General features: G+C 47.9%; 27 protein-coding genes and 1 pseudogene. 18 read left to right on the top strand and 10 right to left on the bottom strand.

Annotated features, from left to right (window positions below; translation table 11 throughout):
• Positions 1-74 precede the first annotated feature (74 nt).
• Complete coding sequence (locus IZU26_RS04010) at positions 75-1,061, bottom strand: TRAP transporter substrate-binding protein (RefSeq protein ID WP_432898225.1); 987 nt, start codon at positions 1,059-1,061, stop codon at positions 75-77.
• A gap of 138 nt (positions 1,062-1,199) precedes the next feature.
• On the bottom strand, positions 1,200-1,427 hold the full coding sequence (locus IZU26_RS04005) for a YdbC family protein (RefSeq protein WP_433276952.1): 228 nt from the start codon (positions 1,425-1,427) through the stop codon (positions 1,200-1,202).
• A 257-nt stretch (positions 1,428-1,684) separates the two neighbouring features.
• Here IZU26_RS04005 and IZU26_RS04000 point away from each other — a divergent pair, with 257 nt between their 5' ends.
• Both IZU26_RS04000 and IZU26_RS03995 read left to right on the top strand, forming a co-directional pair.
• On the top strand, positions 1,685-2,656 hold the full coding sequence (locus IZU26_RS04000) for a hypothetical protein (RefSeq protein WP_310824857.1): 972 nt from the start codon (positions 1,685-1,687) through the stop codon (positions 2,654-2,656).
• On the top strand, positions 2,653-3,351 hold the full coding sequence (locus tag IZU26_RS03995; protein ID WP_433276950.1) for a LysM peptidoglycan-binding domain-containing protein: 699 nt from the start codon (positions 2,653-2,655) through the stop codon (positions 3,349-3,351). The genes IZU26_RS04000 and IZU26_RS03995 overlap by 4 nt, the downstream gene beginning before the upstream one ends.
• 173 nt (positions 3,352-3,524) lie before the next feature.
• Here IZU26_RS03995 and IZU26_RS03990 read toward each other — a convergent pair whose 3' ends face one another.
• Positions 3,525-4,085 carry an NUDIX hydrolase gene (locus IZU26_RS03990; RefSeq protein WP_310824861.1) on the bottom strand — a complete coding sequence of 187 codons (561 nt, stop codon included), beginning with the start codon at positions 4,083-4,085 and terminating at the stop codon, positions 3,525-3,527.
• Between the two features lie 266 nt (positions 4,086-4,351).
• Here IZU26_RS03990 and IZU26_RS03985 point away from each other — a divergent pair, with 266 nt between their 5' ends.
• From IZU26_RS03985 to IZU26_RS03960, 6 genes are all read left to right on the top strand, one after another.
• Positions 4,352-4,591, top strand: coding sequence for a hypothetical protein (locus IZU26_RS03985; protein ID WP_433276948.1), 240 nt, complete (start codon positions 4,352-4,354; stop codon positions 4,589-4,591).
• 55 nt (positions 4,592-4,646) lie between these two features.
• Entirely contained in the window at positions 4,647-4,910 is a 264-nt protein-coding gene (locus IZU26_RS03980) for a helix-turn-helix transcriptional regulator (protein ID WP_244870184.1), read from the top strand.
• Between the two features lie 32 nt (positions 4,911-4,942).
• Complete coding sequence (locus IZU26_RS03975; protein ID WP_021495446.1) at positions 4,943-5,767, top strand: AAA family ATPase; 825 nt, start codon at positions 4,943-4,945, stop codon at positions 5,765-5,767.
• A gap of 48 nt (positions 5,768-5,815) precedes the next feature.
• Positions 5,816-6,451, top strand: coding sequence for a CDP-alcohol phosphatidyltransferase family protein (locus IZU26_RS03970; protein ID WP_433276945.1), 636 nt, complete (start codon positions 5,816-5,818; stop codon positions 6,449-6,451).
• Positions 6,452-6,516: 65 nt separating this feature from the next.
• On the top strand, positions 6,517-7,257 hold the full coding sequence (locus IZU26_RS03965) for a metallophosphoesterase family protein (protein ID WP_021331117.1): 741 nt from the start codon (positions 6,517-6,519) through the stop codon (positions 7,255-7,257).
• A 171-nt stretch (positions 7,258-7,428) separates the two neighbouring features.
• Positions 7,429-9,519, top strand: a complete 2,091-nt coding sequence (locus IZU26_RS03960; RefSeq protein WP_433276943.1) for a glutamine synthetase III — start codon at positions 7,429-7,431, stop codon at positions 9,517-9,519.
• A 99-nt stretch (positions 9,520-9,618) separates the two neighbouring features.
• Here IZU26_RS03960 and IZU26_RS03955 read toward each other — a convergent pair whose 3' ends face one another.
• The 6 genes from IZU26_RS03955 to IZU26_RS03930 all read right to left on the bottom strand — a co-directional run bounded on the left by IZU26_RS03955 (position 9,619) and on the right by IZU26_RS03930 (position 15,281).
• Entirely contained in the window at positions 9,619-10,536 is a 918-nt protein-coding gene (locus IZU26_RS03955) for an ROK family protein (RefSeq protein WP_433276941.1), read from the bottom strand.
• Positions 10,520-11,044, bottom strand: coding sequence for an AAA family ATPase (locus IZU26_RS03950; protein ID WP_433276939.1), 525 nt, complete (start codon positions 11,042-11,044; stop codon positions 10,520-10,522). The genes IZU26_RS03955 and IZU26_RS03950 overlap by 17 nt, the downstream gene beginning before the upstream one ends.
• A 9-nt stretch (positions 11,045-11,053) precedes the next feature.
• Positions 11,054-11,743, bottom strand: coding sequence for a ribulose-phosphate 3-epimerase (locus IZU26_RS03945; RefSeq protein WP_433276937.1), 690 nt, complete (start codon positions 11,741-11,743; stop codon positions 11,054-11,056).
• Between the two features lie 74 nt (positions 11,744-11,817).
• The gene (locus IZU26_RS03940) at positions 11,818-12,786 is read right to left on the bottom strand and encodes a substrate-binding domain-containing protein (RefSeq protein ID WP_433276935.1); all 969 of its coding nucleotides are present in this window, start codon (positions 12,784-12,786) and stop codon (positions 11,818-11,820) included.
• A gap of 49 nt (positions 12,787-12,835) precedes the next feature.
• The gene (locus IZU26_RS03935; RefSeq protein WP_433276933.1) at positions 12,836-13,777 is read right to left on the bottom strand and encodes an ABC transporter permease; all 942 of its coding nucleotides are present in this window, start codon (positions 13,775-13,777) and stop codon (positions 12,836-12,838) included.
• 1 nt (position 13,778) lies between these two features.
• A complete protein-coding gene (locus IZU26_RS03930) occupies positions 13,779-15,281 on the bottom strand; it encodes a sugar ABC transporter ATP-binding protein (RefSeq protein WP_433276931.1) in 1,503 nt (500 codons plus the stop codon).
• A 165-nt stretch (positions 15,282-15,446) separates the two neighbouring features.
• Between IZU26_RS03930 and IZU26_RS03925 the strand changes: the two are divergent.
• Positions 15,447-15,632, top strand: a pseudogene (locus tag IZU26_RS03925) (DeoR family transcriptional regulator); the annotation flags it as partial.
• Positions 15,633-15,662: 30 nt separating this feature from the next.
• Positions 15,663-16,250 carry a DeoR/GlpR family DNA-binding transcription regulator gene (locus IZU26_RS03920; RefSeq protein WP_433277004.1) on the top strand — a complete coding sequence of 196 codons (588 nt, stop codon included), beginning with the start codon at positions 15,663-15,665 and terminating at the stop codon, positions 16,248-16,250.
• 36 nt (positions 16,251-16,286) lie between these two features.
• Here the strand turns inward: IZU26_RS03920 and purD are convergent, their stop codons facing one another.
• Positions 16,287-17,624 (bottom strand): phosphoribosylamine--glycine ligase, encoded by a 1,338-nt coding sequence (purD, locus tag IZU26_RS03915; RefSeq protein ID WP_310824877.1) that lies wholly within the window; start codon positions 17,622-17,624, stop codon positions 16,287-16,289.
• A gap of 155 nt (positions 17,625-17,779) precedes the next feature.
• Here purD and IZU26_RS03910 point away from each other — a divergent pair, with 155 nt between their 5' ends.
• From IZU26_RS03910 to IZU26_RS03875, 8 genes are all read left to right on the top strand, one after another.
• A complete protein-coding gene (locus tag IZU26_RS03910) occupies positions 17,780-17,992 on the top strand; it encodes a FeoA family protein (protein WP_021331111.1) in 213 nt (70 codons plus the stop codon).
• A gap of 58 nt (positions 17,993-18,050) precedes the next feature.
• Positions 18,051-18,272, top strand: coding sequence for a FeoA family protein (locus tag IZU26_RS03905; RefSeq protein ID WP_021331113.1), 222 nt, complete (start codon positions 18,051-18,053; stop codon positions 18,270-18,272).
• A gap of 81 nt (positions 18,273-18,353) precedes the next feature.
• Entirely contained in the window at positions 18,354-20,537 is a 2,184-nt protein-coding gene (gene feoB / locus IZU26_RS03900) for a ferrous iron transport protein B (protein WP_433276928.1), read from the top strand.
• Between the two features lie 176 nt (positions 20,538-20,713).
• On the top strand, positions 20,714-20,914 hold the full coding sequence (locus IZU26_RS03895; protein WP_021331095.1) for a hypothetical protein: 201 nt from the start codon (positions 20,714-20,716) through the stop codon (positions 20,912-20,914).
• A gap of 4 nt (positions 20,915-20,918) precedes the next feature.
• Positions 20,919-21,491: a DUF3793 family protein gene (locus IZU26_RS03890; RefSeq protein ID WP_433276926.1), complete on the top strand. Its 573-nt coding sequence runs from the start codon at positions 20,919-20,921 to the stop codon at positions 21,489-21,491.
• A 30-nt stretch (positions 21,492-21,521) separates the two neighbouring features.
• Positions 21,522-21,938: a flavodoxin gene (locus tag IZU26_RS03885; RefSeq protein ID WP_021331133.1), complete on the top strand. Its 417-nt coding sequence runs from the start codon at positions 21,522-21,524 to the stop codon at positions 21,936-21,938.
• Between the two features lie 280 nt (positions 21,939-22,218).
• Entirely contained in the window at positions 22,219-22,593 is a 375-nt protein-coding gene (locus IZU26_RS03880) for a heavy-metal-associated domain-containing protein (protein ID WP_433276922.1), read from the top strand.
• A gap of 509 nt (positions 22,594-23,102) precedes the next feature.
• Positions 23,103-25,082, top strand: a complete 1,980-nt coding sequence (locus IZU26_RS03875; protein WP_433276920.1) for an InlB B-repeat-containing protein — start codon at positions 23,103-23,105, stop codon at positions 25,080-25,082.
• Positions 25,083-25,260: the final 178 nt, after the last annotated feature.

Raw genomic sequence — 25,260 nt, 5'->3', positions numbered from 1 at the left:
ACCTCTAAAAACAAAAATTTTTAGAGGCTTCCCTTAATATGTATGGGTATCGTATATTCCGACAGCGCGTGTTTTTATTTTGCTTTTGCGGCTTCGGCAATAATACGTTCTATCATGTCGCCGTAATCGGGACGGAATTTTTCATATACGGGCTTACACAGCTCAATAAACGGAGCGCGGTCGGGGCGGGTAAATACAACACCGAGCGATTCGCATTTTTTTATATCGTCTTGGTCGGCTTTAGCTTGAAAATCAAAAGAAAACACACTTATTTTCTTCGCTTCTTCGATAAAGATTTTTTTGTCCGCTTCGGAAATACGATTCCAAAGCTTTTTGGAAATGATAAGCGGATTCGGCACGTGCATATACCACAGCAAAGCACCCGTTTTTGTAAGTTCATAGTACTTTTGGGTAAGCATATGCGTAATGGTTCCTTCGCAGCCGTCAATCGTTTTCATCTGCCAAGCGGAATAAACGTCATTAAAAGCCATCGGAACTGCAATAGCTCCCATGGCGTTAATCGTTTCAATCATCGGTTTGGAATTGACAACGCGCAATTTCAACCCTTTCAGATCGGAAGGTTTATTAACCGGACGAGGCGGAAATAAATGGCGCATACCGTTTTCCCACCAAGCCAAAACGATAAGATTTTTCGCAGCCAGACTGTCGGCCAATTCGTCTCCTATCGGACCGTTAAGAACATAACTTGCTTGTTTTTCGTTTGCAAATAAAAAGGGCAAATCCAGTACGCCGACAATTTTGCTGTAAGACGATAACAACGAACCCGTAGCCAGTACCATATCGGAAGTACCTAACTGACAACCTTCTATCAATTGGTTGGGCTTACCGTACAGATCGGACGGATAAATCTCAAAAGTATAACGACCATTGGTACGTTCCGTTACCGCTTTTGTCCACTTTTCCAAATACATTTGATAATAGTGATCTTTGGTGCCGGTATGACCGACTTTTATAACGCGGCCTTTTGTCGGTGCTGCGGCAAGTGTACCGCACAAAAACATAAGCGATAATGCGGTTAAGAAAAATCCGTTTCTTCTCATAAAAAACTCCTCTTTACTTGATGTAAATATAAATTATACCGCCGAATTTGTATTTGTCAAGCAAACAAACAGGCAAACAAACAGGCGTGACAAACAGGCGTGACAAACAGGCGTGACAAACAGGCGTGTTTTCGACAATCACTCCGCCGGAAGAGAGGCGATGAGTTTTCCGAGAGACGTGAGTTCTTCTTGCGTCAGCGTCAAACCCTTGCCCATTTTTTGATGGTCGGGCGACCAGCTTCTGATATCGTATTTTGCGGGGCGGCCTCCCCATGATACGAGGTTGAGCTCCATCTTCCATCCGCCTTTTCCTTCGGAGATGACGCCGATGTTTTTCGTAATTTCAAAAGTAAAATCATCCGCCATAATTGTATCCTCCGTACATAAGGTATTTCAATGCGTGCCGATCGTTCCGTATTCGGATGAATCGGCGTACTTTCGACATAGTAGCACATTTTACATTTCTCGTCGCCTGTAATGAAACGTATGTCAGGTTGCGTAAAAATATTGTAAAAAATACCGTTGTAAAAAATGCCGTTGCGGAACCGGCGCAAATACGGTATACTATCGCTAATGTATTGTCGATAATCGGCAATTTAACAACAACCTTATGGAGGCAGAACGTGAAAAAGTATATAATTTTTTTCGGCGCTGTGCTGGCATTCGGGTTTATGTCGTGTAAATCCACGAAGCAAAACACAAAGCCGGATACGCCGACCGTAGAACAACCGACGACAAACGTACCGGTTGCAACCGACAATTCCGCTGCGCTCAATGCTGCGGAGACTGCCCGACGCGCTGCCGTAAAGGCCGGCGCGGATAAAGCGGCACCCGATCAATTCAACGATACGGATGCGCGCTATAACGCTCTTGTCAAGCGGAGCAAAGCGGGCGAAAACGTAACGGTCGAACTCGCGGATGTGACGGCGCGATACCGTGCGCTTGAAGAGTACACGAAAGCGGCTGCGCTTAAAAATCGCATCGATGAACTCGGCTTTCAATCCTACGATAAGACGAACTACAACAAGGGTGCGAATGCGCTGAGTGCGGCACAAAAACTTTCGGCGGACAAATCGTCGACGGGTGCGCAGCTCTATGAACAGGCGCATACGGCCTATGCTTCGCTCAATACGGCGCTGCAGAATGCATTTAAAACGCGCGCGCGCGAAGAGCGGACGGCGGCATTCAATGCAAAGCGCAATGCCGACAGCGTTTATGCAGCGGTCGCGCAAAAGAAAGCGTACGACGGCGGCGTTGCGGATTTCCGCAGCGGAGACACGAGCTATGCGCAGCAGGATGCCGAAAATGCGTTGAAGCACTACGGTGATGCGCGTAAAACGTTTGAAAAACTCTATGCTGATATTTCCGAAAAGCGTGCGGCTGCGCAGGAAGCGATTGAAAAAGCGAAAGCGAAAGTTGCCGAAACTTCGGAATACGCGGTGCAGGCGGACAAAAACGCCCCGCTTTCGGGCAGCAATATCAAAGGTATCGAAGACGAAAACGCGGTTTTGCTTAAGGCGGAAACCTACGATGATCCTACAAAGGCCGCGCAAGCGGTACCTGAAACGATCAGCGATACGGAGGCTGCAAAATGAAAAAATTATCAATTATTATCGCGTCGCTTGCTCTGATCGGAACGGTTGTGTTTGCCGCAAGCTATAAAAACAATACGTATCAAAAGCTTGCCGACGAGTATACGCGTCAAGCGCAGGCTGCGCTCAATGCCGGCCGCTACGATGAATCGATCGAGCTTTCGAAAAAAGCCGAAGAGAACGCAGCTCTTTCCCGTGCATACATCGATATGATGCTTGCAAAAAAATCGGCCGACGATGAGATGAAGATCGCACAAAATAAAATCGCGTGGGCGAAAGGTATCAATGCGGACAAGAATTTTCCGATGGCATTTACCGCTGCGCAAAATAAATATTCCAGCGCCGAAAAATCCTACGGCGGCGAAGACTATAAGGCCGCTGCGAATTACGCGCGGGAATCGGTCGCCGCTCTCGACGGCGTGCATGAAGTGACGCCGCTTCCCGAATTCTATGTTGTCCGTCCGTGGGCGGATACGAAGGACTGCTTTTGGAATATTTCGGGGCGCCCGTATATCTACAACAATCCGCTGTTGTGGGAAAATCTGTATCAAGCGAATAAAACGAAGATTCCGCGTCCCGAAGACCCGAATTTGATTTTGCCCGGCATGAAAATGCAGATTCCGAGTTTGAGCGGTGAAATCCGCGACGGCGTATACGATCCTGCGAAAGCTTACGATCCGTACAACGTTGCGCGCTGATTTCGCATTCAACGGCTATAGTCTTTAAATGTAATCCGGTCGGTGTGCGTCTGTGCACCGGTCGGATTTTTTTATTGTGTTTAATAATGCGGAAATAAAACCGTTCAATATTTCAGCTTTTGAAAATTGCCTTACGGTGCTTACGGTGTATTGTTAAAATGTTCGCTTGCCCTTTACGCTTTTCGCTTCCGGCGCAGATAGAGTGCGACGGCCGCCGCCATGAGCGCATGCGAATATTCTTTTTTCGTGCCGAGACCGTCGATTACTTCATCCTGATCGAGTTCGAGGTAATGGACGTATTCGTCTTTATCCAAATGCTGTTCGTGGCTATTCGTCAAATCTTCCGCGGCAAAAAAATGCACGTGATTCGACATGAGCGCAGGGTTCGGACTCATCGTTCCGAGATAAATGAGCCTGCCTGCCGTGTGTCCCGTTTCTTCGCGCAGCTCCCGTGCGGCCGCTTGTTCGGGCGTTTCTCCTTCGTCCATAACGCCGCCGGGAAATTCGATGCTCAAGACGCATTCTGCGTGCCGCCACTGTTTTACCATCAAAAACTTGCTGCCGTGTACCGGTACGACGATCGCCCAATCGTGTCCCGGCTCGATGACCATATAGTTCCCTCTTTGTCCGTCGGATGCAACGCTGTCCGTTTCGGTTACCGTAAACACCGGTGTTTTTAATAATACGCGTTTTCCGTTTTCCTGCCAAATAAGCGCGCTGTCGTCAGCATCCATAGAGTTGCTCCCGTAACATTGATGTATAAGGTTCTTTATTTTTCGGTTATCTTGAGTTATACTGTATTTACGGAAATTATAAAAGCGTGTATGCGCGCTTGTCGAAAAAGAAAAGACTGCACTTATCCGACCGGTTTGCAGTATCGATGTGCGAAGAGAAAAAATATGAAATCGCGTTCGGATAAAAAACTTGACGATACAACCAATATATGGTTATAATATCGAATAGGCGGATAATGTATCGGGTAATACAAAAGAAGAAAATATTGAAAACGATTTTGAAAATGCCGGAAAAAGAGCAAGAATTGTTTTCATATTTATTGGAAGATCTGCAGGAAACCGGACCGATACAAAAAGGCTGGCCCAATTTCAGTGCGCTCGGAAAAAATAAATATCGCTGTCATTTATCATATCATTGGGTTGCCTGTTGGAGAGAAACGGTAAAAGGAATTGAACTGGAGGTATATTATGCAGGTAGTCGTGAAAACGCCCCCTATAAAAATTGAAGGTGATATACCGCCGGACTTGCTCACCTTTGTTAAAACACGCTATCCGCACGCTATGGTTGAAGAAGACGATGATGAAACGTATGTCGAAATAACTGAAACCGAATGGTATAAAAATATTGTAAAGGATCGAACACCGCAAAAGACGTTGAAGTTGTTTCGCTATCGCGATAATCTGACACAAGCGGCTTTGGCAAAAAAATTGGGGATTCCTGCACAACATATCTCAGGAATGGAAACGGGGCACAGAACGATAAGTCCTCGTATGGCGCGAAAACTCGGAGAAATATTCAAGACAAAGTATCAAAATTTTTTATAGTTTTATGATCACGGCAGAAATGGGAGGTGGGTATGGCTATTGTTGCAATTTCCCGGCAGATTGCGGCGCTCGGCGATGAAATCGCTGCGATCGCGGCGGAAAAACTCGGGTACGTATTTATCCGCAGGGACGAACTTGAAAAACGCATCGTACAGCACGGTTTTCCCGCCGAAAAACTCGGCAAGTACGATGAAAAAAAACCGGGATTTTTTGCGGCGCTTGTCAAAGACCGCGACGAATACCTGCACTATCTGCAGACGGCGGTTCTCGAAGCGGCGAGCGAAAACAACTGCGTGCTCATCGGGCGCGGTTCGTATATCATATTGGAAGACGTTCCGAACGTCGTTTCGTTCCGTCTCGTTGCAAAAGATTCCGTCAGGCTGGAGCGGCTCGAAAACGAATTCGCGTGTACGAAAAAACAGGCACAGCAAAAGCTCGATGAAAGCGATAAAAACAGAAGCGGTTTTCATAAAAGTTTTTTCGACGTCGATATAGCCGATTCGACGTATTTTCATTTTGTGCTGAATACGGGACTTATCGGCGCAGATGAAGGCGGAGCGTTTATCGCCGATTTTGTTAAATCTCATATTTCGTCCGAACGTGATGCGCTCGGAGCGGAAAAAATAAAAACCTTACTTGCCGCACAACGCCTCGTCAATACGCTCGTATTTACACATAAGGTCAATATCGAATTTTTGCATGCCGTTATCGACGGCAAAACGATTGTGCTGCAGGGCGTTGCGGATTCTTCAGCCGTCGTTGAACAAGCCGTTGCGCTTTCAAAAAAAGAAATGCCCGGATACGATGTAAAATCTTGTGTGAGTATCGTTCAGGATTTTAAAGCGCATCCGAAATGATTCGGGCGGTGTCTTGACACTATGCGCCTTTAAAAACATACTGGCAATATGAAACTCGCAAACGCATTTACGTCGGTACGCGTTGTCTTTGCGCCGGTATTTTTTCTTATCTATTTTATACCGATTTGGACGGGGCGATTTGCCGGTCTTTCGGCAGCCCTTATGATTCCTCTTCTGGCGTGTATGGAATTTACCGATTTTCTAGACGGATTTTTTGCGCGTAAAAACCGTGAAGTGAGCGACTTCGGAAAGATGTTCGATCCCTTTGCGGACGTCATCGTGCATTTGACGACGTTTACGTGTTTTATGTATTCGTTCGGCACGTCCGTTAAAAGCTATCTTCCGGTATGGATTTTCGTATTGATTTTGTACCGCGAGTTTTCGCAAAATTTTTTGCGCATGGTCGCGGCGAAGCAAGGTACGGCGATCGCCGCGCGAAAGGGCGGAAAACTCAAAACCGTATTTTACGTCGCATCGGGGTTCGTCTGTCTCGTTCCCGAATGTGCGCTGCGCTTTTATGCGGCGAAAGGGGGATCTGTCGGCGGTATCGTTTTATCCGTCGTGCGGCATACGGGAGCTTGGAAAAACGCCGCGCTCGGTATGTTTGTCGCGAGCCTTGCGCTGTGCTATATTTCGTTTGTCGATTACCTCGTGCACTTTAAGTCGGTTTTAAAAGATATGTGAGGGACCGGCGAAATCGTTTTTACGGGAAAACGGACGTCGGATTCGCGTTTCCGCGGAGTAAAAAAATGCGGATATTGATAAGTTCTGACATACATGCAAACATATTGGCATGCGAAGCGTTGGCAAAAATATATGCGCGCGAAAAATGCGATTTGCACATAACGCTGGGAGATGCCGTTGATTTGGGGCCGTGGCCGAAAGAAACGCTGGAATTTATTAAGAGAGAAAAAACGGTTTATCTGAAAGGCAATCACGAAGAATATAACTGTTCGATAGGGCTCGGACCCGAATTGAAAAAGAGCATAGGAAAATCGGAAGCCGAACACTATCGATGGACAAAAGAGCAAATCGGCATCGATAACGTACGTTATATTGAAAAGCTCCCCTACAAATATCATATCGAAATCGGAAAATATAATCTGTATTTTCAGCATTTCTTTTTGGAAAACGGAATAATTTCCGAATATAATGTATTCGAGTACGGTATTGACGGACTTGATCTCGATCGCGTATTCGGAATCGAACCGAAGGAAAATAATGTGATTTTTTTCGGACACTTACATAAAGCATTCCTAACGGAGAAAATAAATACATATATAAGCGTAGGATCTGCGGGCTGCGACGGAAAATATTCAAAAGGAAAATCGGCCGATATTATAGAAATCGATAAAAACGCATATACGATAAAGCCGATCGAATTGGAATGGAATACAAAAACGGTTATTAATGAAATTGAAAGCAGGAATATGCCCGATAAAGATGCAATCGAAGAATATTTTTTTAATGGAGGAAACGCTGCGACGTAACGCTTTTATGTGGGAAGCATAGCGGCAGCGACCGGTAAATCGCTTGATTTTTTTGCCGACAAAGGCTATAACGTGAATATGAAAACTGCAGGCGATGTAAACGCTTTTGTGCAAAAGGGGTTTGCATCGTTTTTTTATTTTTAAAGTGCGGGATAAACGCCGGAGGACTGTATGCCGAATGTGCAGGAATTGTTCGGAAGCATGGTTTTTAATCAAAGGGTGATGCAGGAGCTTTTGCCGAAAGACACATTTAAAGCGCTCAAAAAAACGCTCGACGACGGCACGCCGCTCGAACTTGAAATTGCGAATCAAGTGGCGTACGCGATGAAGGAGTGGGCTATTTCGAAAGGCGCGACGCACTACACGCATTGGTTCCAGCCGCTCACCGGCATTACGGCGGAAAAGCACGAAAGTTTTATCGCTCCCGACAAAAACGGCGGCGTCATTATGGAGTTCGGCGGCAAAGAGCTTGTCAAAGGCGAAAGCGATGCGTCGTCGTTTCCGTCGGGCGGAAGCCGCGCCACTTTTGAAGCGCGCGGGTACACGGTGTGGGATCCGACTGCGTATGCGTTCGTAAAAGATCATTCGCTGTGCATTCCGACGGCGTTCTGTTCGTACACGGGAGAAGCCCTCGACAAAAAAACGCCGCTCCTTCGTTCCATCGAAGCGCTCAGCAAACAGGCCCTTCGTGTGCTTCGGCTCTTCGGCGAAAAAGACGTCGAACACGTGATTTCCTGTGTCGGTGCCGAACAGGAATATTTTTTGGTCGATGAAAAACTCTATGAAAAGCGCAGAGATCTCCAGATGACGGGGCGGACGCTTTTCGGTGCAAAGCCCGCAAAGGGTCAGGAGATGGACGACCAGTATTTTACCGCGATCACGCCGCGCGTTAGTGAATATATGGAAGACCTGAACGAAGAGTTGTGGAAGCTCGGCATCTTTGCAAAGACGGAACACAATGAAACGGCTCCCGCCCAGCACGAAATGGCGCCGATTTTTTCGACGACGAATTTGGCGGCCGATCAAAATCAGCTGACGATGGAGATTATGAAAAAGGTTGCGCGTCGTCACGGGCTTGTGTGCCTGCTGCACGAAAAGCCTTTTGCCGGCATCAACGGCAGCGGCAAGCACAACAACTGGTCGATCGAAACCGATGCGGGCGAGGGGCTTTTGAAGCCGGGCGACACGCCGAGGGAAAACGCGCGTTTTTTGCTTTTCCTCACCGCGGTGATCCGCGCCGTCGATGACAATCAGGATTTGCTGCGCATTTCGGTTGCGAGCGCGGGAAACGATCACCGGCTCGGAGCGAACGAAGCGCCGCCTGCAATCATGTCGATATTCGTCGGTGACGAGCTCGAAGCCGTATTGAAATCGATAAAAGACGGAACGCCGTACAGCGCGAAATCGAAACAAAAGATAAAAATCGGTGCCGACGTTTTGCCGCCCATCCCGAAAGATACGACCGACCGCAACCGCACGTCTCCTTTTGCGTTTACCGTAAATAAATTCGAATTCCGCTCGGTCGGTTCTTCTCTGTCGATTTCGGGGCCGATGACGACGCTCAACGCAATCGTCGCAGACGTTTTGAAAGAATATGCCGACAGACTCGAAGGCGCGAAAGACTTCAATCAAGCGCTGCAGGAACTTATTAAAAAAGAAATTACGGATCACTGGAAAATCATCTTCAATGGCAACGGCTACGGAGACGATTGGGTTTCGGAAGCGAAAAAGCGCGGACTCTTGAACTTGCGCAATCTTCCGGAAGCGGTCGCCGAATACCTCAAGCCGAAAAACGTCAAGTTGTATACCGAAACGGGCATCTACACTGAAGCGGAGATGAAAAGCCACTATGAAGTAAAGCTCGAAAAATACTGCCAAGTGCTCAATATCGAAGTCGGCACGATGCTTGAAATGGTTAATAAAAATATCATGCCGGCAGTGCTCGGATATATGGATTCGATCGCGGAGACGGTCGTGTCGGTAAAAAATGCCGTCCCGCTTGCAAAATGCGATGCGGGAATTTTGCTGCTCAAAAAACTCGACGCGCTTGCCGATTCTCTTTCGGCAGAGACGGCTTCGCTTTTTGAAAAGCACGCGGCGGCGATCGCAAACGGCGATTATATGCTCCGTGCAAAAGCATACGCCGACAGTGTGATCCCCGCGATGGAAAAAGTGCGCGCGGTAACCGATGCGATAGAGCCGTTGCTTGCCGAAGCGTACAAGCCGTTTCCGTCGTATGAAGATTTGCTGTTCAGCGTTTGAGAGGGCTGTCTCAAAAGTCGGTTATTTTTTCGACAGCTCTTTGCGGCAGTGCGGCCGGCGTAAAATCACGCATTGTATCGTCTGAAAAGCCGACAGCAATTAATGCCGCACGGCATTTTCCCAAATTTTTATCCCGCCGTATAAAAAGGCCGCTTCGCCGAGGTTGGCCCATTTTATTGAAAAATAGGGTTTCAAGTCGGGAAACAGCGCATTGCATTTTATTTGTTCTTCGAGATAGTGTTTGGGGTAGCCTTGCATGGCAACGATGCCGCCCCCGATGATGATATGCTCGGGCATAAAAAGCATTGCAGCGGTGCTGACGGCCAAAGCTTGGATATGTATCATTGTTTTCAGCGCCCGGCCGACTTTATCTGTTGAATTCCACAATTGAAATATTTTTTTTATAGGTATGTTGTTGTTTTGTGCGAGTTCAAAAAAAAGATGTCCGTTGCTGTATGCTTCGATGCAGCCGTATTTTCCGCAGACGCAGCGTCTGCCGTGATGGTGCAGAGGAATATGACCGAGTTCAAAACTGCCGTTTGGAAGCCGGAAGGGTTTATCGCCCAAAAGAACGTCCGCTCCGATTCCTGTTCCGAAAAAAACACCCAAAGTCGAAAAGCTTTCGCGTATATCAAGCTCTGCGCTTTCTCCGAGCAAAAGCAGCAGCGTATCGTGTTCTAAAAATACCGGTACGTGAAAATGAGTCCGTAAAGCCGTTGCCAATTTACAATGCTGCAAAAACGGAAGATTGGTGCATCTGATAACTTCATCCATGTTTGCATCAAAAGATGCGGGAAGCCCGATGACGACAGCTTCCGGCGTGATGCGGTGTTTTTCGATATATGCGTTTATTAAATGTATCAATGCGTCGACCGGAGCCGTCGGTACTAAGGACGACGAAGGGAAGATTTCGGTTTTATTATCCGCCGTTTTTGTTATACAATCGACATGATTGATTCGAATGTTTGTTCCGCCGATATCGATCACAATAAGCGAGCGGTCAACAGGTTTTTCCATCGATATATTCCAAAAATTTACGTATTTTTTCTTCTTGCGCTTCATCGGAATAAAGCGTAAGGTGTGGAATTAAAAGAGGCTCTGCTTCTTCCTTCAAACGTCGGTATAATGTGTAATCTCTGTTTTTAGCTAAATGCGTGTTTGCCTGGAGCGCCAGCCGTTTTTTTATCGTTTCGTCGTCGCATATGAATTGCACAAATTTATATGCGATACCCATGTGCTCTGCTGCATGGCAGACTTGGGCTACTTGATTGCGTTTTGAAAACGTTCTCCCGTCGATTACAATGTGCATTTCGGGATTACGTTTTATGATCATGCCCGCCGATTGTAAAATAACATCGATACAAAAATCGTCTTGCGTACTGCTGTATTCCGTTAGAATTCCTGGAAATAAAACGGAACGTATGATATCTTTATCGAGTACGACAAACTGTTTATATCGGTCGGTGAGTATATGAGCGAAATAACTTTTTCCCGAACCCGGCAATCCTGCGAACGCAATAATCATATTGTTCCTTTACAGAGAATACAACCACGACACCGTTTTGGCAATATCCTCGCTTTTAAAGATCAAAGAACCGGGAGTAATCATATCGGCTCTGGCAGCACGAATTAAAGGTACGGTATGTGTTCTGATTCCTCCATCAACGGAAACGATTATGCGATTACCGAGTCCGTTTTCGTCAAGCATCGTTTTAATCGCTTCGATACGCTTGGGTGTTGCGGGATCCATTTCAACGCCTTTAATACCTATTTGAGTACCCATGACTAGAATGAGGTCTATTTGTTCAAGGTACGGTTTCAAAATATTTACGTCGGAATTGACGCAGATCGCAAGGCCCGCTCCTATTTTTTTTTGATTTAAATAGTTTAGAATCGATTTCACTTTTTCAGTTCCCAATTCGACATGCGTCGTGATGATATCGGAACCGGCTTCGATAAAGTCGTCAAGGTGATCCATAGGATTGTCCATCATCAAGTGAGAATGTAAAAGTATATGCGTTTTATTATTGATCGCTTGAATCAGATCCGGGAAAAATAACAATCCGTGAACGAAGTGTGCATCGGCGACATCCAAATGATAGCAATCCGAAATCTGTTCCGTTTTGTCGATGCTCGCATCCATGTTTAATAAATCTCCGGACCATAACGATACGTCAAGCAATAAGCGCTTTTTTTTCAATGTGCGTAAATATTCGATTGTCATAGTCAAATCCTTCGATTATCCGACAGATGCGCTTTCAGGCCGTCTGTCGGATAAAGATTATAAAATGTTATCTCTTATTTTTTCAAAAAATCGGCGACGTTGTCCTTTGTGATAAGTTCGAACGGTATCATCGTCCTCTTTTCATACGGCTGCCCCGTAGCGATCGCATACGCCACTTCGATACTGGTTTGCCCCTGTGCTTTTCCGTTTTGAAATACGGTGGCATCCAGTTCTCCGTTTTTTATGCTCAACAGTGCATCTTCAATTGCATCGACGCCGATACTGATGATCGAGCCTTTTCTGCCTGCGTTGATAACCGCATTCAGAGCGCCCATCGCCATATTGTCATTTTCTGCGGCGATTGCGCTGATATTCGGATATTTTTGCAGCCAATCTTCAGTGATCCTCATCGCTTCGTCTCTGTTCCATTTGGCGGTTAGCGATTCCAAAACTTTGAGACCCGGTTCTTTATAGACGGTATTTTTTAGACCGGTATCGCGCCCCATTTGTGAAGTATTGCCGATATCGCCTTCCAGCTGTAAAACGTTGCCTCTTGCTTTTCCCTTGCCGCCGAGACGATTGATGATGTAATTACCCATTATCTCGCCTGCATATACGTCGTCCGATGCGACTATGGCCGCAGCTTCGTCGGCATTGACCGTTTGCGCATTGACGATGACGAGCGGGATTCCCGCTTCTTTGCATTTTGTGACAATCGGCGCACAACCGTACGCATCCGTCGTGCTCATGACGATCACGTTGACTTTCATTGCGATGAGATCATCCGCTTGATTCAGCTGTTTTTGCACGTCAACATCGGCATCGAATTGATAATAGTCGGAAATTTTTCCGTCTTTTTTCAGAGATCTTAATACGGTCTCCTGTGCCGTATTTAAGATAATTTGGTATTGATCGGATCTGCTCTTTTGCAGGATACCGATCCGAATACCTTTTCCGCCTGTTGTTTCCGGCGTACCGTTTGCGAATACGGGAACGGCTAACGCCAAAGATGCAAGACAGAAAATCCACAACGCTTTTTTCATATATGCCTCCTGAATATAGTGTAAGCAGCATACACCGCTATATACATCGTTATTTCTTTTTTGAAATTTGCATATCCATGATTACGGTCAATAAAATAATAAATCCTTTTACGATCTGCTGGTAAAACGACGATATACCCATGAGATTCATGCCGTTGTTTATCAAACCTATGATCAGAACGCCGATAGCGGTTCCTCCGATGGAACCGATGCCTCCGATAAAACTGACGCCTCCGATAACCGAAGCGGCGATAGCGTCCGTTTCATAGCCGACTCCCATGGCCGGCTGTCCTGCGTTTACCCGTGCCGTAAGCAAAACGCCGGCTATTCCGGTGCAGATTCCCATGCATACGTATGTCATTATTTTAACCATAAAAACATTGACGCCGGAGGCGATAGCCGCTTGTTCGTTTCCTCCCGTTGCGTACAGGTATCTGCCGTATTTCATGCGGGTTAATAATATGTGGCAGATCAGCGTTACGCCCAAAAATACGAAAATAGAATACGGTATTTTTCCGAACAAGCGTCCCTGGCCGAGCTGTTTAAAGCTTTCATTGGTGAGAACGTACGATTTTCCGTTGCTGATTACATAGGCCAAACCTCTGATAATCAATTGGCTGGCTATTGTTACGACAAAGGGGAACATACCGAACTTTGCGACAAAAAAACCGTTGAATAATCCGACAAGTGCACATGCAATGATAGCCGCCGTAACTGCGGTCAGGCTATTGCCCTGATTTGTCAAAACGGCGCCTACAACGACGGAAGCCAAAGCGATGATAGAGCCGACCGAGATGTCGATCCCTGCGCAAATGATGACGAACGTCATACCCATCGCGATGATGCCGTTGATACTGATTTGATTCAGGACGTTTATCGTATTTTGGAAAGTTCTAAACGTCGGGCTAATAATAAATAGAAATAAAATCATCGCTAATAAAATGATAATAATTCCTTTTTGCCGAGAGTGCCCGGTAAATCTGAGTTTCATTCTAACAGCCTCCAAACGATTTATTAAGAATATCTTCCTGTGTTATCTTTCCCGCCTTTATAGCTTCGCGGCTATACTCGCCCATGAGTTTTCCTTCGTGCATGACCAATATTCGATCGCTCAGCCACATGATTTCAGGTAGGTCGGATGAAATTAAAATTATAGCCATCCCCAGTTTTGTAAATTGGAAGATTAAATTATATATTTCATCTCGTGCGCCGACATCGATGCCTCGCGTCGGTTCATCGAGAATAAGCAACTTCGGTGCCGACATTAACCATTTTGCCAAAATGACTTTTTGTTGATTCCCGCCGCTCAGATTTTGTGTCAGCGTTTTAATCGAAGGCGCTTTAATTGAAAATTGTTTTGCCCTTTTTTCGATATCGTTTTTCTCTTTTTGCAGCGCAAGGAAAGGGTTTCGGCCTTTCCATAAAGTGGGAAGACTCATATTTTCAAGTATGCTGCGGCAAAGTACCAAACCGTATTTCCTTCTGTCTTCGGTAACCATCGCTATCCCTTTAGCGATGGCTTCGCGAGGATTTTTCACGTCGATTTTTTCTCCGTAGAGAAAGACGGATCCGCTGTCGGATTTGTCCAAACCGAAGATCGTTTTCATAATTTCGCTGCGGCCTGCGCCTACCAAACCGGAAAATCCTACTATTTCTCCCTCGCGGACAGAAAAAGAAATATCGCTAAAAATTCCCTTTTTCGATAGATTCCGTACGGACAGCACTTCCGCACCGAGGACTGTACCGGACGATTTTCGGTTATGTTCAATCGTACGCCCGACCATCATTTTAATAATTTCTTCGCGTGCAATATCTTTTACCGGTCTTGTTCCGATATATTTGCCGTCACGGAATACCGTTAATCGATCGCAAATTTCCCCTATTTCTTCCAATCTGTGCGATATGTATATGACGCTGATATTTTTTCGTTTTAAGTCTTTAATTATTTCAAAAAGGTGTTGCGTTTCTCCCGCATCCAGAGAAGAAGTAGGTTCATCCATGATGACGATGCGGGAGTCATAGGATACGGCCTTTGCGATTTCTACCATTTGCATCTGTGCGATGGAGAGCTCTTTCATCTTTGCCGAAGGTATAAACGGAAGGTTGAATTTTTGGAGAATTTCACTCGTTTTTCTTTCTTGAGCCGCCGTATCGGTAAAGAATCGATATTTCATCGCTTCTCGATGCAGAAAGATATTTTCTGCAATGGTCATATTTAAAATAGGGTTTAGTTCTTGCGGAATCATGCTGATGCCGATCTCTAAAGCTTTTGCGGGCGTCATAAAGCTGTATTTTTTTCCGCAAAACCGTATTTCCCCGGCGGTCGGCTTGTGTATACCGGTGATGATTTTCATTAAAGTCGATTTTCCCGCACCGTTTTCACCTACCAGTGCGTGTACTTCGCCCGGAAGGATTTGGAGATTTACGTTGTCTAAGGCGAGCGTTCCGGGAAACTTTTTTACGATATGTTTCAATTCCAAAATAAAATTGTCCATGTGCAAATTCCCTTACGTATTTATCGATGTGATGTACATTATACGGCCTGAAATAGTATAAGTCAACATATTTTTTACTGATTTCGATAAAAATAACTATAATTTATTACTGAAGTCAATAATATTAACAGATATATACGTATATACTATTATTTATATCGAATTATGGTACGTGAAAAATCGAAAACGGAAGAAAGAAGACAGCAAATCAAAAAATTGCTGTTGACGAATAATGTTGTCTCTATAGGCTCTTTTTGCAGTTTGCTCAATTGCAGTGAATCGACGATAAGAAATGATTTAAAATATATGAATGAAAACGGGCTGATCACCCGTACGTACGGCGGGGCCGTATTGAATGAAAACACCCGATATAATATTTCGATGAATGTCAGATATGAAATGCACATAGCGGAAAAAGAAGCGCTGGCACAATATATCGTCGAGCATATTCTGGTAAATAATTCGACGATTACGCTGGACAGCGGTACGACTATGGTTGCCATTGCAAAAAAGATACTGGCGTCATCGCTGGAGCTTACGGTTATTACGTCGTCGTTTGCGGTGGCGGAAGTGTTGAGCCGAACCGCCAATATCGATCTTTATCTTGCCGGAGGAAGATTGAATCACATAAAAGAAGCTTTTATCGATCAAAATTCAATCGATTTTATTTCAACGATGAGCTCCGACCTCTATCTCTTATCGTGCGACGGTATTGACGTAAAAAAAGGCGTTACGATAGGCGCTCCGGAAGAAGTGGCTATCAAAGCGAAGATGGCTGAAAATGCAAAAAAAACGATTTGTGTGGTGGACGGTTCGAAAATCGGGCGAGTAAAATTGAAAGAAATATTCCCTATCGAAACTATACAGCAGCTTGTCACTACATCGTCCGCCGATAAAACGCACATAGCGGCGATAGAGGCGGCCGGGCTTCCGGTAACTTTGGTCGCCGAAACGCCGAGCGAAGCGTAATACGCATTCTTGTCGATATGCGGATCGCGGTGCGTTTTACGGCTTTTTCGATTCCGCCGCTCCCGGCTGTCCGATATCTTTCCGGTAAAACGCACCTTCGAAGCGCACCGCGCCGATCGCGTCGTATGCTTTCCTTCGCGCATCGTCGAAGTTTGCGCCGTGTGCGCTGCATGCAAGTACGCGTCCTCCGTCGGTTACGAGTTTTCCGTTCGCCGTGCGTTTTGCCCCTGCGATGAACAATTGCGCGCCGGCCGCTTGTATGCGCTTTTCATCGATCGTAATTTCTTTACCCTTTTCGTATGTGCCGGGGTACCCGCCCGAAACGACAACCGGAGCGACGACGCATCCCGTTTTCCATTTGAATGCAAAATTGTCAAGCGAACAGTTGACGATCGAACAGCACATCGCGGCAAAGTCGAAATCGGCGAGCGGGAGTACCGCCTGCGTTTCGGGATCTCCGAGCCGCACGTTGTATTCGAGGAGTTTCGGTCCGTCTTTTGTGAGCATGGCACCGAAAAAGATAAACCCGCGGTAATCGAATCCTTCGGCGACGAGCCCCTTGAGCGTCGGCAAAAGGATGTCGCGTCGAAAACGTTCCATCGTTTCGTCGGTTATGTCGGCGAGCGGGCATACGGCACCCATGCCGCCGGTATTCGGCCCCTTCGCTCCGTCGAGCAGGCGTTTGTGATCGCGCGCCGGTAAAAAGGGCACGATGTTCGCTCTTTGTTTTTTTGCAGCTTCAGGTGTTACCGAAACTGCCGCGAGCACTGAAATCTCAACGCCTTCGAGGTATTCTTCTATGACGATTTTTTTTCCGGCCTCTCCGACGCTGCCCGAATCCATGATATCGCCGATCGCTGAAAGGGCTTCTTCGACGGTGGCCGCGACGACAACGCCTTTTCCCGCTGCAAGCCCGTCCGCTTTGATGACGACCGGCGCGCCGTGCTGCCGGACGTATACTTTCGCTTGTTCGCTGTCGTCAAACGTTTCGCTTTTTGCGCACGCGACGCCGTAAGTGCGCATAAAGCGTTTTGCAAAATCTTTGCTCGCTTCGAGCTCGGCCGCCGCTTTTTTCGGCCCGATACACGGAATATCGGCTTTCCAAAAATCGTCCGCAATGCCTTCCGCGAGCGGATTTTCCGGTCCGACGACCGCCATAATGCATTCTTCACGTTGTGCAATCTGTATGTACGCGGGCACGCCGTTATCTTCAATATAATCGCATGCCGCTTTATCGATGTTTTTACACTTGGGTTCCACAGCCGTACCGCCGTTTCCGGGAATGACGACGATTTTTTGTACAAGCGGGCTTTGCGCAAGGCACCGTGCGATTGCGTGCTCACGGCCGCCCGAGCCGACGAGGATAATATTCATTCTCAAATAATAGAATAAAAAAACGCGAGTTACAATACGTACGGCATAAAAACCGTGTAAAGTTAGCATCGGCTATTGACAGTTTCAGCCGGTTAGCGTATATTAACTAAGTAGGTATACGCTTATCTCGGGGTGTGCCACTGAGCAGGTGAATTATGATGCCTTTATCGATGTGTGCAATCGGTGACGAATGCACGGTAAAAAAAGTCGGCGGTACGGCGGAAGTGAAGCAGCGACTCAACGAAATCGGCTTCAATGTCGGTACTGCGGTTACCGTCATTTCTACGACGGACGGAAATATTATCGTGCAGGTAAAAGAATCTCGAATTGCATTAAACCGTGCGATGGCTAACCGTATCATGGTGTGAGCGCGGATCTTTTTACGGTGTGATTTATTAAGGCCGTTAAGCGGTCAAGGAGATCATAATGAAAACATTGCGGGATGTTACCGTCGGTGAAACGGTAACGGTCAAAAGGTTGGATGGGGAAGGTGCATTGAAACGCCGCCTCATGGATATGGGTTTTACCAACGGATGCAGCGTGTATATCCGTAAAGTCGCGCCGCTCGGCGATCCGGTCGAAGTGACGATCAGGGGATACGAGTTGAGCGTCCGCAAAGACGATGCGGATTGTATCGAAGTGGAATGAGCGCTTTCAAGCGGTTATGTACGAATCGCACATGTCTTGTATTGAAAACGACGGAAAACTTTTGTAGCTTGTGGAGGAACTATGGCAACAATTAAGATTGCGCTTGCAGGAAACCCGAACTGCGGTAAAACGACTATGTTCAATTCGCTGACGGGGGCGAACCAGTATGTCGGCAACTGGCCGGGAGTAACGGTAGAAAAAAAAGAAGGCCGCATGAAAGGCGAAAGCGATATTATCGTTACGGACTTACCCGGTATCTATTCGCTTTCTCCGTATACGCCGGAAGAAGTCGTAAGCCGCGATTACCTTGCGGGAAACGATCCTGCGGCGGTTTTAAACCTTGTCGATTCGACGAACATCGAACGAAACTTATACTTAACGACGCAAATTCTCGAGCTCGGTAAGCCCGTCGTCATTGCGCTGAATATGATCGACGTGCTGAAAAAATCGGGCGATAAAATCGATACGGAAAAACTCAGTGAAGCGCTCGGCTGTAAGATAATCGAAACGTCCGCCTTAAAAGGCACGGGCGTCAAAGAAGCCGCCCGCGCTGCAGCGGAAGCGGCGCGCAACTCGAAAACGGTTATGCCCAAACAGTGTTTTTCCGCAAATGTCGAACAGGCGATTTCAAAAATGGAAGCGCTTGTTCCGGCAGATATTTCTGCAGAACTCAAACGCTGGTATGCGATCAAGCTGATCGAGCGCGATAGCGTTGTGCTGGAACGTCTGCATCTTTCGGCGGAAGATGCCGCAAAGGCGGAAGAGATCACGAAAGCGCTTGAATCCGATTACAACGACGATTCCGAATCGCTCATTACGAACGAACGCTACGAATACATCACAAAGATGCTGAAAAGCTGCGTAAAAAAATCCGGCAGTAAACTGACGACATCGGACAAAGTCGATAAAATCGTAACGAACCGATGGCTCGGTATTCCGATTTTCCTTGCCATCATGTGGGTTATCTATTACATTTCGGTGACGACGGTCGGTACGTGGATGACGGACTGGACGAACGATTCGTTTGTCGCAGGTATTCAAGACATCGTTTCCGGCTGGATGGAAAATGCAGGCGCAAACGAAGTGCTCACCGACTGCGTCGTCAACGGTTTGATCGGCGGTGTCGGTACGATCCTCGGCTTTGTGCCGCAGATGGCTGTTTTGTTTTTGTTGCTTTCAATCATCGAAGATATCGGCTATATGGTGCGCATCGCCTTCGTTATGGACCGCGTGTTCAGACACTTCGGACTTTCGGGAAAAAGCTTTATTCCGCTGCTTATCTCTTCGGGCTGCGGTGTTCCCGGCATTATGGCGTCGAAGACGATCGAAAACGAAAACGATCGCCGCTTGACGATTATAACGACGACGTGGGTGCCCTGCGGTGCAAAGCTTCCCGTTATCGCGCTCATGGGTGCGGTTATGGTGCAGCACGTATCGGGTATGAGTTCCGCGTGGCTTGCACCGGCTATGTATGCGACGGGCGTTGCGTGCGTACTCATCGCGGCTATTATGCTGAAAAAGACAAAGCCCTTCCACGGAGAGGCGGCCCCCTTTGTTATGGAACTGCCGCAATATCATATTCCGCAGGCAAAGACGGTGCTGCTCCATACGTGGGAACGTTTGAAAGGCTTTATGATTAAAGCGGGAACCGTGCTTTTCCTCATGTGCTTGGTCATGTGGTTCCTGTCGAGCTACGGTTTCGGCGAAGACGGCTTCGGCCTTGTCGATCCTGCAGAGTCCATGCTTGCGGCGGTCGGCAACGTGCTCCGCTGGATATTCGTGCCGCTCGGCTTCGGAGGCGAGGTCGGCGGCTGGCAGGCGGCTGCTTCCGCGATTTCCGGTTTTGTTGCAAAAGAGGGCATTGTCAGTACGATGGGCGTTCTCGCGAACGTCGCTGAAGAAAGCGTTGAAGAAGCGGATGCGGTTGCAAGCGCAGTCGCAACATGGTTCCCGACGCTTCCCGCAGCTATTTCGTACTTGGTGTTCAACCTGCTCGACTCTCCGTGTATTGCGGCCATTTCGACGATGGCGCAAAACCTGCAGAGCCGGAAATGGTTTTGGTTCGCGGTTTTATTCCAAAACATATTCGCGTACGTCATCGCGCTGTGCGTATACCAGTACGGTATGCTGTTTACCGCCGGTGCGTTCGGAATCGGAACGGTGTTCGCGATCCTCTTTACGATTGCGATCCTCGTTATGCTGTTCCGCCCGGATCCGTATAAAAAGCAGGAACGCATGATGCGCGGCCGTGCGGTCGCCGCATAAGAGTGCGATGTTTAAAATTAAGTCTGCGATACACCGGCTTAATTTTAAACTTGACGGGCTGTCGAAAAAGTAATCGACTTTTGAGACAGCCTCGTTACGGCGGACGATTTTGCACTGAGCGGCATCTTCGCCGGTAAGCGTACGCGAGTTTTTGTCGGCGGTTTACGGAGGTTGGTATGATTGCAAATATTATTGCAGTGCTGTGTATCGGCGTATGGGGATTTTTTGCGGTGCGTGCCGTCGTAAAAACCCATCACGAAGCGAAGGTTACCGGCAATCCGGGCTGTCTCGGATGTACCGGTTGGTGTTCGTCAAAAGGCGGCTGTCACGAATTTTCGAATGTGGAAAAATTTTTGACGGAACACGCAAAGAAATAGACCTATGAGCTTTGAAGAAGCCGTCATACAGTGCGGGGCGCCCGCGCTGTGCGGCATTAAACCGTCGTGCCTTTTTTCGATACGGAGAGAAGTGTACGACGCGTGCAAAAGTAAAATGCGGGAATGGCACAACGCTTTTGCCGGAGAGGGAAAGTATATCGTTGCACTTCCGCGCCGAAATGCGCAGGTATTGTTTTTCGTATACGACAAAAACCTGCTCGAACGGCAGTGCGGCGATTGCTGCATACGGCAGTATCTGAAAGAAAAAGCGTATCCCGTCGAATCGGGGTTTTATGCGATGCTTTCCGAGCTGCTCCATCGTCTTGCGGGAGAAAAAGAGTTTCCCCACGAGGTCGGCGTTTTCCTCGGTTATCCGCTTGAGGATGTCGTGCAGTTTGAAAAAAGGGCGGGCGGGAACTACCGATATGCGGGTTTTTGGAAAGTGTACGGAGACGTGTATGCCGCTCGAAAGCGGATGGAACAATACAGAACGTGCAGCGCGAGCTGCCGCGAATTATTAAAAAGAGGATTATCCGTACCGCTTGCGGCAAAAAAATACGCTCGGGCGGTGCGTTAATACATAACAATTATCGAATGGAGGCATGCAATGACAAAAGCAATCGTATATGCGAGTACGACCGGAAATACGGAAGCGATGGCTCAAGCGATTGAAAAAGGCGCGAAGAGTTCGGGAGCGACCGTCATAATGAAAAAAGCGGATGAAGCGTCCGCGGCGGATATCTTAAAAGCCGATGTGCTCATTCTCGGCAGCCCCGCGATGGGTGCGGAAGTCCTCGAAGACAGCATGGAATCCTTTTTTGCGTCGATCGAAGGCAGCTTGAGCGGAAAAAAAGTCGCGCTTTTCGGTTCCTACGACTGGGGCGACGGACAGTGGCTGCGCGATTGGGCCGACCGTGTTAAAAATGCGGGCGCGACGATGGTAAACGGCGAAGGCCTCATGGCTCACCTCGAGCCGGATGCGGACGCAATCAAAGCGTGCGAAGAGCTCGGCGCGAGCGCATAACGAAAGGGTACCGCTAAAAACTCAAGTTTTTAGAAGCTCCCAAAAATACACTTCCGCTTGTCTGCATGCTTTGCAGCAGGCGGAATGGAAACGGACGGAATCGGAGAGAGTTTTTTAATATCGGTTCTTCTGCGTGCAAAGGGGTTGTCAATTCTTTTGCACGGGACATAGCTACATAGTAAAAGTTTCCAGCTTTTCACAGGGTCTGCTGCGTACGCCACAAGCGCACAGGCCCTGGTTTTTTGAAAACCCATCATAAAAATTAATAAGGCGGTTTGCTATGGCGGTAAACGTAATCATCATTTTAATAATCGCAGTCGGAATCGTGTTCGGTGTACGTTCGGTTGTGCGAAGCGCCGCAGGCAAAAGCTGCTGCTCCGGCGGCGACTCTGTCGTTAAGATAGGGCCGTCCGATAACGACCGTTCGCATTATCCGTACCGCGCGGAAGCAACGGTAGAAGGTATGACGTGCAAAAACTGCGCCGAGCGCGTCACGAATGCGCTCAACAGCCTCGACGGCGTATGGGCAGCCGTAAATCTCAAAAAAAATTCGGTATCGATTTTATTGAAACAAAACGGCGGCGAAGCGGCGCTGACTGAAGCGGTTTCAAAAGCCGGCTACACGATGAAAGACGTGCGCATTTCGACCGTGTGATCGAAGCGCAAAAGCTGCGGTATTTTTATCTCGATTATATGTCGACGCCGATCGTTCTCGGCATACGGATGGAGCGCGAACTTCCCCTTGTCAATCATTATTATCTGTCGTATACTAAAGCCATGAGAGAGCGCATACCGCATCTTTTCTCCGCTTCCGCGCCGTGCACACGAGTGCCCGCTTGTAAAAAATTCGCTGCAGGGTGTTTCGCGACAGGGTACTTGACACGCTTACGCGGGTGCGGCAAACTTCTCTGCTTCTCTGCTTCTCTGCTTCTCTGCTTCTCTGCTTCTCTGCTTCTCTGCTTCTCTGCTTCTCTGCTTCTCTGCTTCTCTGCTTCTCTGCTTCTCTGCTTCTCTGCTAAGGGCGGATTCCGCCCGTCCGCTGTACATTGATCGCCTACGCATAAGCGGCGCATATTATACTCTCCGCACAATACGCACGAAGGGCGCACTGTCCCTCGTGCGTTTTTTTATTTTTTCACCGATTTTTACTGAAAGGAGTTGTTTATGAAAACAAGCAGTAAGAAAAAGGCGCATGCCTTTAGAGGCTCCGCGGCGCTCGTCACAGCCGCAGTTTTGCTTACAGGTCTGGCGATAAGCTGCTCGAACGGCAGCGATTCAGGCGGAGGCACCCCGCCCACACCGCCGCCCGTGCAAATGTACAAGATAGAGCTTGACCACACTATAGGCGGCAATGTAAAAGTAACGCCCGCACTGAGCGAAAACGGCATGGCAGCCGAAAACACCGAGCTCACCTTTACGGCAACGCCGCTCGGAGGCTACATTCTTGAAAAGTGGGAACTTAACGGCACGGCAGTAAACGGCACGGAGCTTACCTACACGCTCAAAGTTACGGCAAATGCGCAGGTTAAGGTATTCTTTAAACGGAAGGCCGGGCCGTTTCCTGTCCTGCACACGGTTACGCTTACCCCGCCGGTACACGGCAGAGTAACGACCGTTCCCGAGCTTCCAAACCCGCCCAATGTGCCCTATGGCAGCGAAATTACCTTTAAGGCAGTACCGGATGCAGGCTATGCGGTGAATAAGTGGACGGTTTCGGCGGGCTCATTTTTACTAGGCGGCAGTCCGGGAAGCACGAGCGCGACGCTTAAAATCACCGAAGACGTTACCGTAACGGTTACCTTCGGCAACGTAATCTTCGGCGTAGACGGCGGACACGGCACGCTCAAGGCGGAAGTTGACGGCGCCGAAATCCATTCGCCTGCGCAAGTGGAAGAGGATAAAACGATTGTCTTTACCGCCTCTCCTCATGCAGGCTACATGGTAGACACGTGGACGATTACAGGCGGGCAGCTTCTTGCAGGCGGAAATCCTGAAAATACGACGGCTATGGTAAAAATAACCGAGCCGATAACGGTTGCCGTCTCCTTTAAGCTAATACCGCCTTCCACCTATGCCGTAATCTTCGGCGTAGAAGGCACACCGCCGAACGGAAGCATAAGCGCAAAATATAAGACGGGCGGAGCAGCCTTTACTTCCGGCACTGCGGTTGCCGAAAACACTGCACTCGTCTTTACGGCCTCTCCTGCTGCGGGCTACAAGGTGGAAAAATGGACGGTAAACGGCACGGCCGTTCCGGGCAATACCTCAAACACCTACGAGCACACCGTAACACAGCCGGCGGATATACGGGTATCCTTTATATTTTCCGTAACGAATCCCGATACTTTTACGCTCTCGAACGGTGCAGAGTATAAAGTAGTCGACAAGGCGCAAAGGCATGTAATAATGACAAAGCGGGAAAGCGATGCTGACGGCACTGTCTATACCGTCAATGTAAAGCCCGAATATTCGGGTATTACATATACCCTCACCGGTTTCATAATCAGCTTCAACGATTTGATGTACTTAGAAGCGTTTGCGTTAAGCGGTCCGAGTAACTTTTTCAGCGTAGAAGGCGGGGTTTTATTCGATAAGCATAAAACAAAGCTGATTCGCTATCCGCTCAATAAAGCCGGCGCCCCGTATACGGTGCCTTCCTCCGTCAAAGTATTGGGGAAAAGATCTTTTTCCGGCAGTCGCAAGCTTACTTCCCTTATTTTACCGGACGGTCTTACAACGGTAGAAGATTTGGCTTTGTACGCTTGCCAGAAATTAAAAACGGTCTACATTCCTTCATCGCTTACTTCCATAGGGAGCCACTTCCTTGCCGCCAGCGAGGTTGAAGATGTCAAGATTCCCGAAGGCGTTACCGAATTAGGCTACCAGTTCCTTGACAACTGCTGGGAGCTAAAAACGCTTGAACTGCCTGCAAGCCTTACTACACCGGGTAATCTCTGTACTGGCTGTACGGCACTGCAAAGCGTTACCTGTAAGGCGGCAACTCCGCCTGATCTGGAAAGCAATGCTTTTGAGAACGTAATCTTAGCCGGCGTAACATTAAAAGTGCCCGCCGCCTCGGTCAGCGCATACGAAGGTGCCGACGTGTGGAAGGACTTTAAAAAGCCGTTTTTGACGCTGCCATAAGCGCCCTCCTGTGCGGGAATTAAACTAATCCGACCGCTCTCAACTCGGAGGAAACTCCGGCTCTGAGGGCGGTTTTTTTGTGTGCGGGTGTCCATATACAGCTTTTGCCGGCGCTGTCTGAACAATAATTGCAAAAACTTTTCCCTTTTGTTCCTGTTTTTGTACCGTCTGCGCCTAT

This window comes from Treponema sp. SP13, assembly GCF_050938355.1.
GTDB lineage: Bacteria > Spirochaetota > Spirochaetia > Treponematales > Treponemataceae > Treponema_D > Treponema_D socranskii.
This window is presented reverse-complemented; position numbering and strand designations above follow the sequence as displayed.

Bases quoted from the DNA above. Each gene is read 5' to 3' on its own strand.
- IZU26_RS04010 (WP_432898225.1), bottom strand. From the start codon at position 1,061: ATGAGAAGAAACGGATTTTTCTTAACCGCATTATCGCTTATGTTTTTG.
- IZU26_RS04005 (WP_433276952.1), bottom strand. From the start codon at position 1,427: ATGGCGGATGATTTTACTTTTGAAATTACGAAAAACATCGGCGTCATC.
- IZU26_RS03995 (WP_433276950.1), top strand. From the start codon at position 2,653: ATGAAAAAATTATCAATTATTATCGCGTCGCTTGCTCTGATCGGAACG.
- IZU26_RS03990 (WP_310824861.1), bottom strand. From the start codon at position 4,085: ATGGATGCTGACGACAGCGCGCTTATTTGGCAGGAAAACGGAAAACGC.
- IZU26_RS03980 (WP_244870184.1), top strand. From the start codon at position 4,647: ATGGTTGAAGAAGACGATGATGAAACGTATGTCGAAATAACTGAAACC.
- IZU26_RS03975 (WP_021495446.1), top strand. From the start codon at position 4,943: ATGGCTATTGTTGCAATTTCCCGGCAGATTGCGGCGCTCGGCGATGAA.
- IZU26_RS03970 (WP_433276945.1), top strand. From the start codon at position 5,816: ATGAAACTCGCAAACGCATTTACGTCGGTACGCGTTGTCTTTGCGCCG.
- IZU26_RS03965 (WP_021331117.1), top strand. From the start codon at position 6,517: ATGCGGATATTGATAAGTTCTGACATACATGCAAACATATTGGCATGC.
- IZU26_RS03960 (WP_433276943.1), top strand. From the start codon at position 7,429: ATGCCGAATGTGCAGGAATTGTTCGGAAGCATGGTTTTTAATCAAAGG.
- IZU26_RS03955 (WP_433276941.1), bottom strand. From the start codon at position 10,536: ATGGAAAAACCTGTTGACCGCTCGCTTATTGTGATCGATATCGGCGGA.
- IZU26_RS03950 (WP_433276939.1), bottom strand. From the start codon at position 11,044: ATGATTATTGCGTTCGCAGGATTGCCGGGTTCGGGAAAAAGTTATTTC.
- IZU26_RS03945 (WP_433276937.1), bottom strand. From the start codon at position 11,743: ATGACAATCGAATATTTACGCACATTGAAAAAAAAGCGCTTATTGCTT.
- IZU26_RS03940 (WP_433276935.1), bottom strand. From the start codon at position 12,786: ATGAAAAAAGCGTTGTGGATTTTCTGTCTTGCATCTTTGGCGTTAGCC.
- IZU26_RS03935 (WP_433276933.1), bottom strand. From the start codon at position 13,777: ATGAAACTCAGATTTACCGGGCACTCTCGGCAAAAAGGAATTATTATC.
- IZU26_RS03930 (WP_433276931.1), bottom strand. From the start codon at position 15,281: ATGGACAATTTTATTTTGGAATTGAAACATATCGTAAAAAAGTTTCCC.
- IZU26_RS03920 (WP_433277004.1), top strand. From the start codon at position 15,663: ATGAATGTCAGATATGAAATGCACATAGCGGAAAAAGAAGCGCTGGCA.
- purD (WP_310824877.1), bottom strand. From the start codon at position 17,624: ATGAATATTATCCTCGTCGGCTCGGGCGGCCGTGAGCACGCAATCGCA.
- IZU26_RS03910 (WP_021331111.1), top strand. From the start codon at position 17,780: ATGATGCCTTTATCGATGTGTGCAATCGGTGACGAATGCACGGTAAAA.
- IZU26_RS03905 (WP_021331113.1), top strand. From the start codon at position 18,051: ATGAAAACATTGCGGGATGTTACCGTCGGTGAAACGGTAACGGTCAAA.
- feoB (WP_433276928.1), top strand. From the start codon at position 18,354: ATGGCAACAATTAAGATTGCGCTTGCAGGAAACCCGAACTGCGGTAAA.
- IZU26_RS03895 (WP_021331095.1), top strand. From the start codon at position 20,714: ATGATTGCAAATATTATTGCAGTGCTGTGTATCGGCGTATGGGGATTT.
- IZU26_RS03890 (WP_433276926.1), top strand. From the start codon at position 20,919: ATGAGCTTTGAAGAAGCCGTCATACAGTGCGGGGCGCCCGCGCTGTGC.
- IZU26_RS03885 (WP_021331133.1), top strand. From the start codon at position 21,522: ATGACAAAAGCAATCGTATATGCGAGTACGACCGGAAATACGGAAGCG.
- IZU26_RS03880 (WP_433276922.1), top strand. From the start codon at position 22,219: ATGGCGGTAAACGTAATCATCATTTTAATAATCGCAGTCGGAATCGTG.
- IZU26_RS03875 (WP_433276920.1), top strand. From the start codon at position 23,103: ATGAAAACAAGCAGTAAGAAAAAGGCGCATGCCTTTAGAGGCTCCGCG.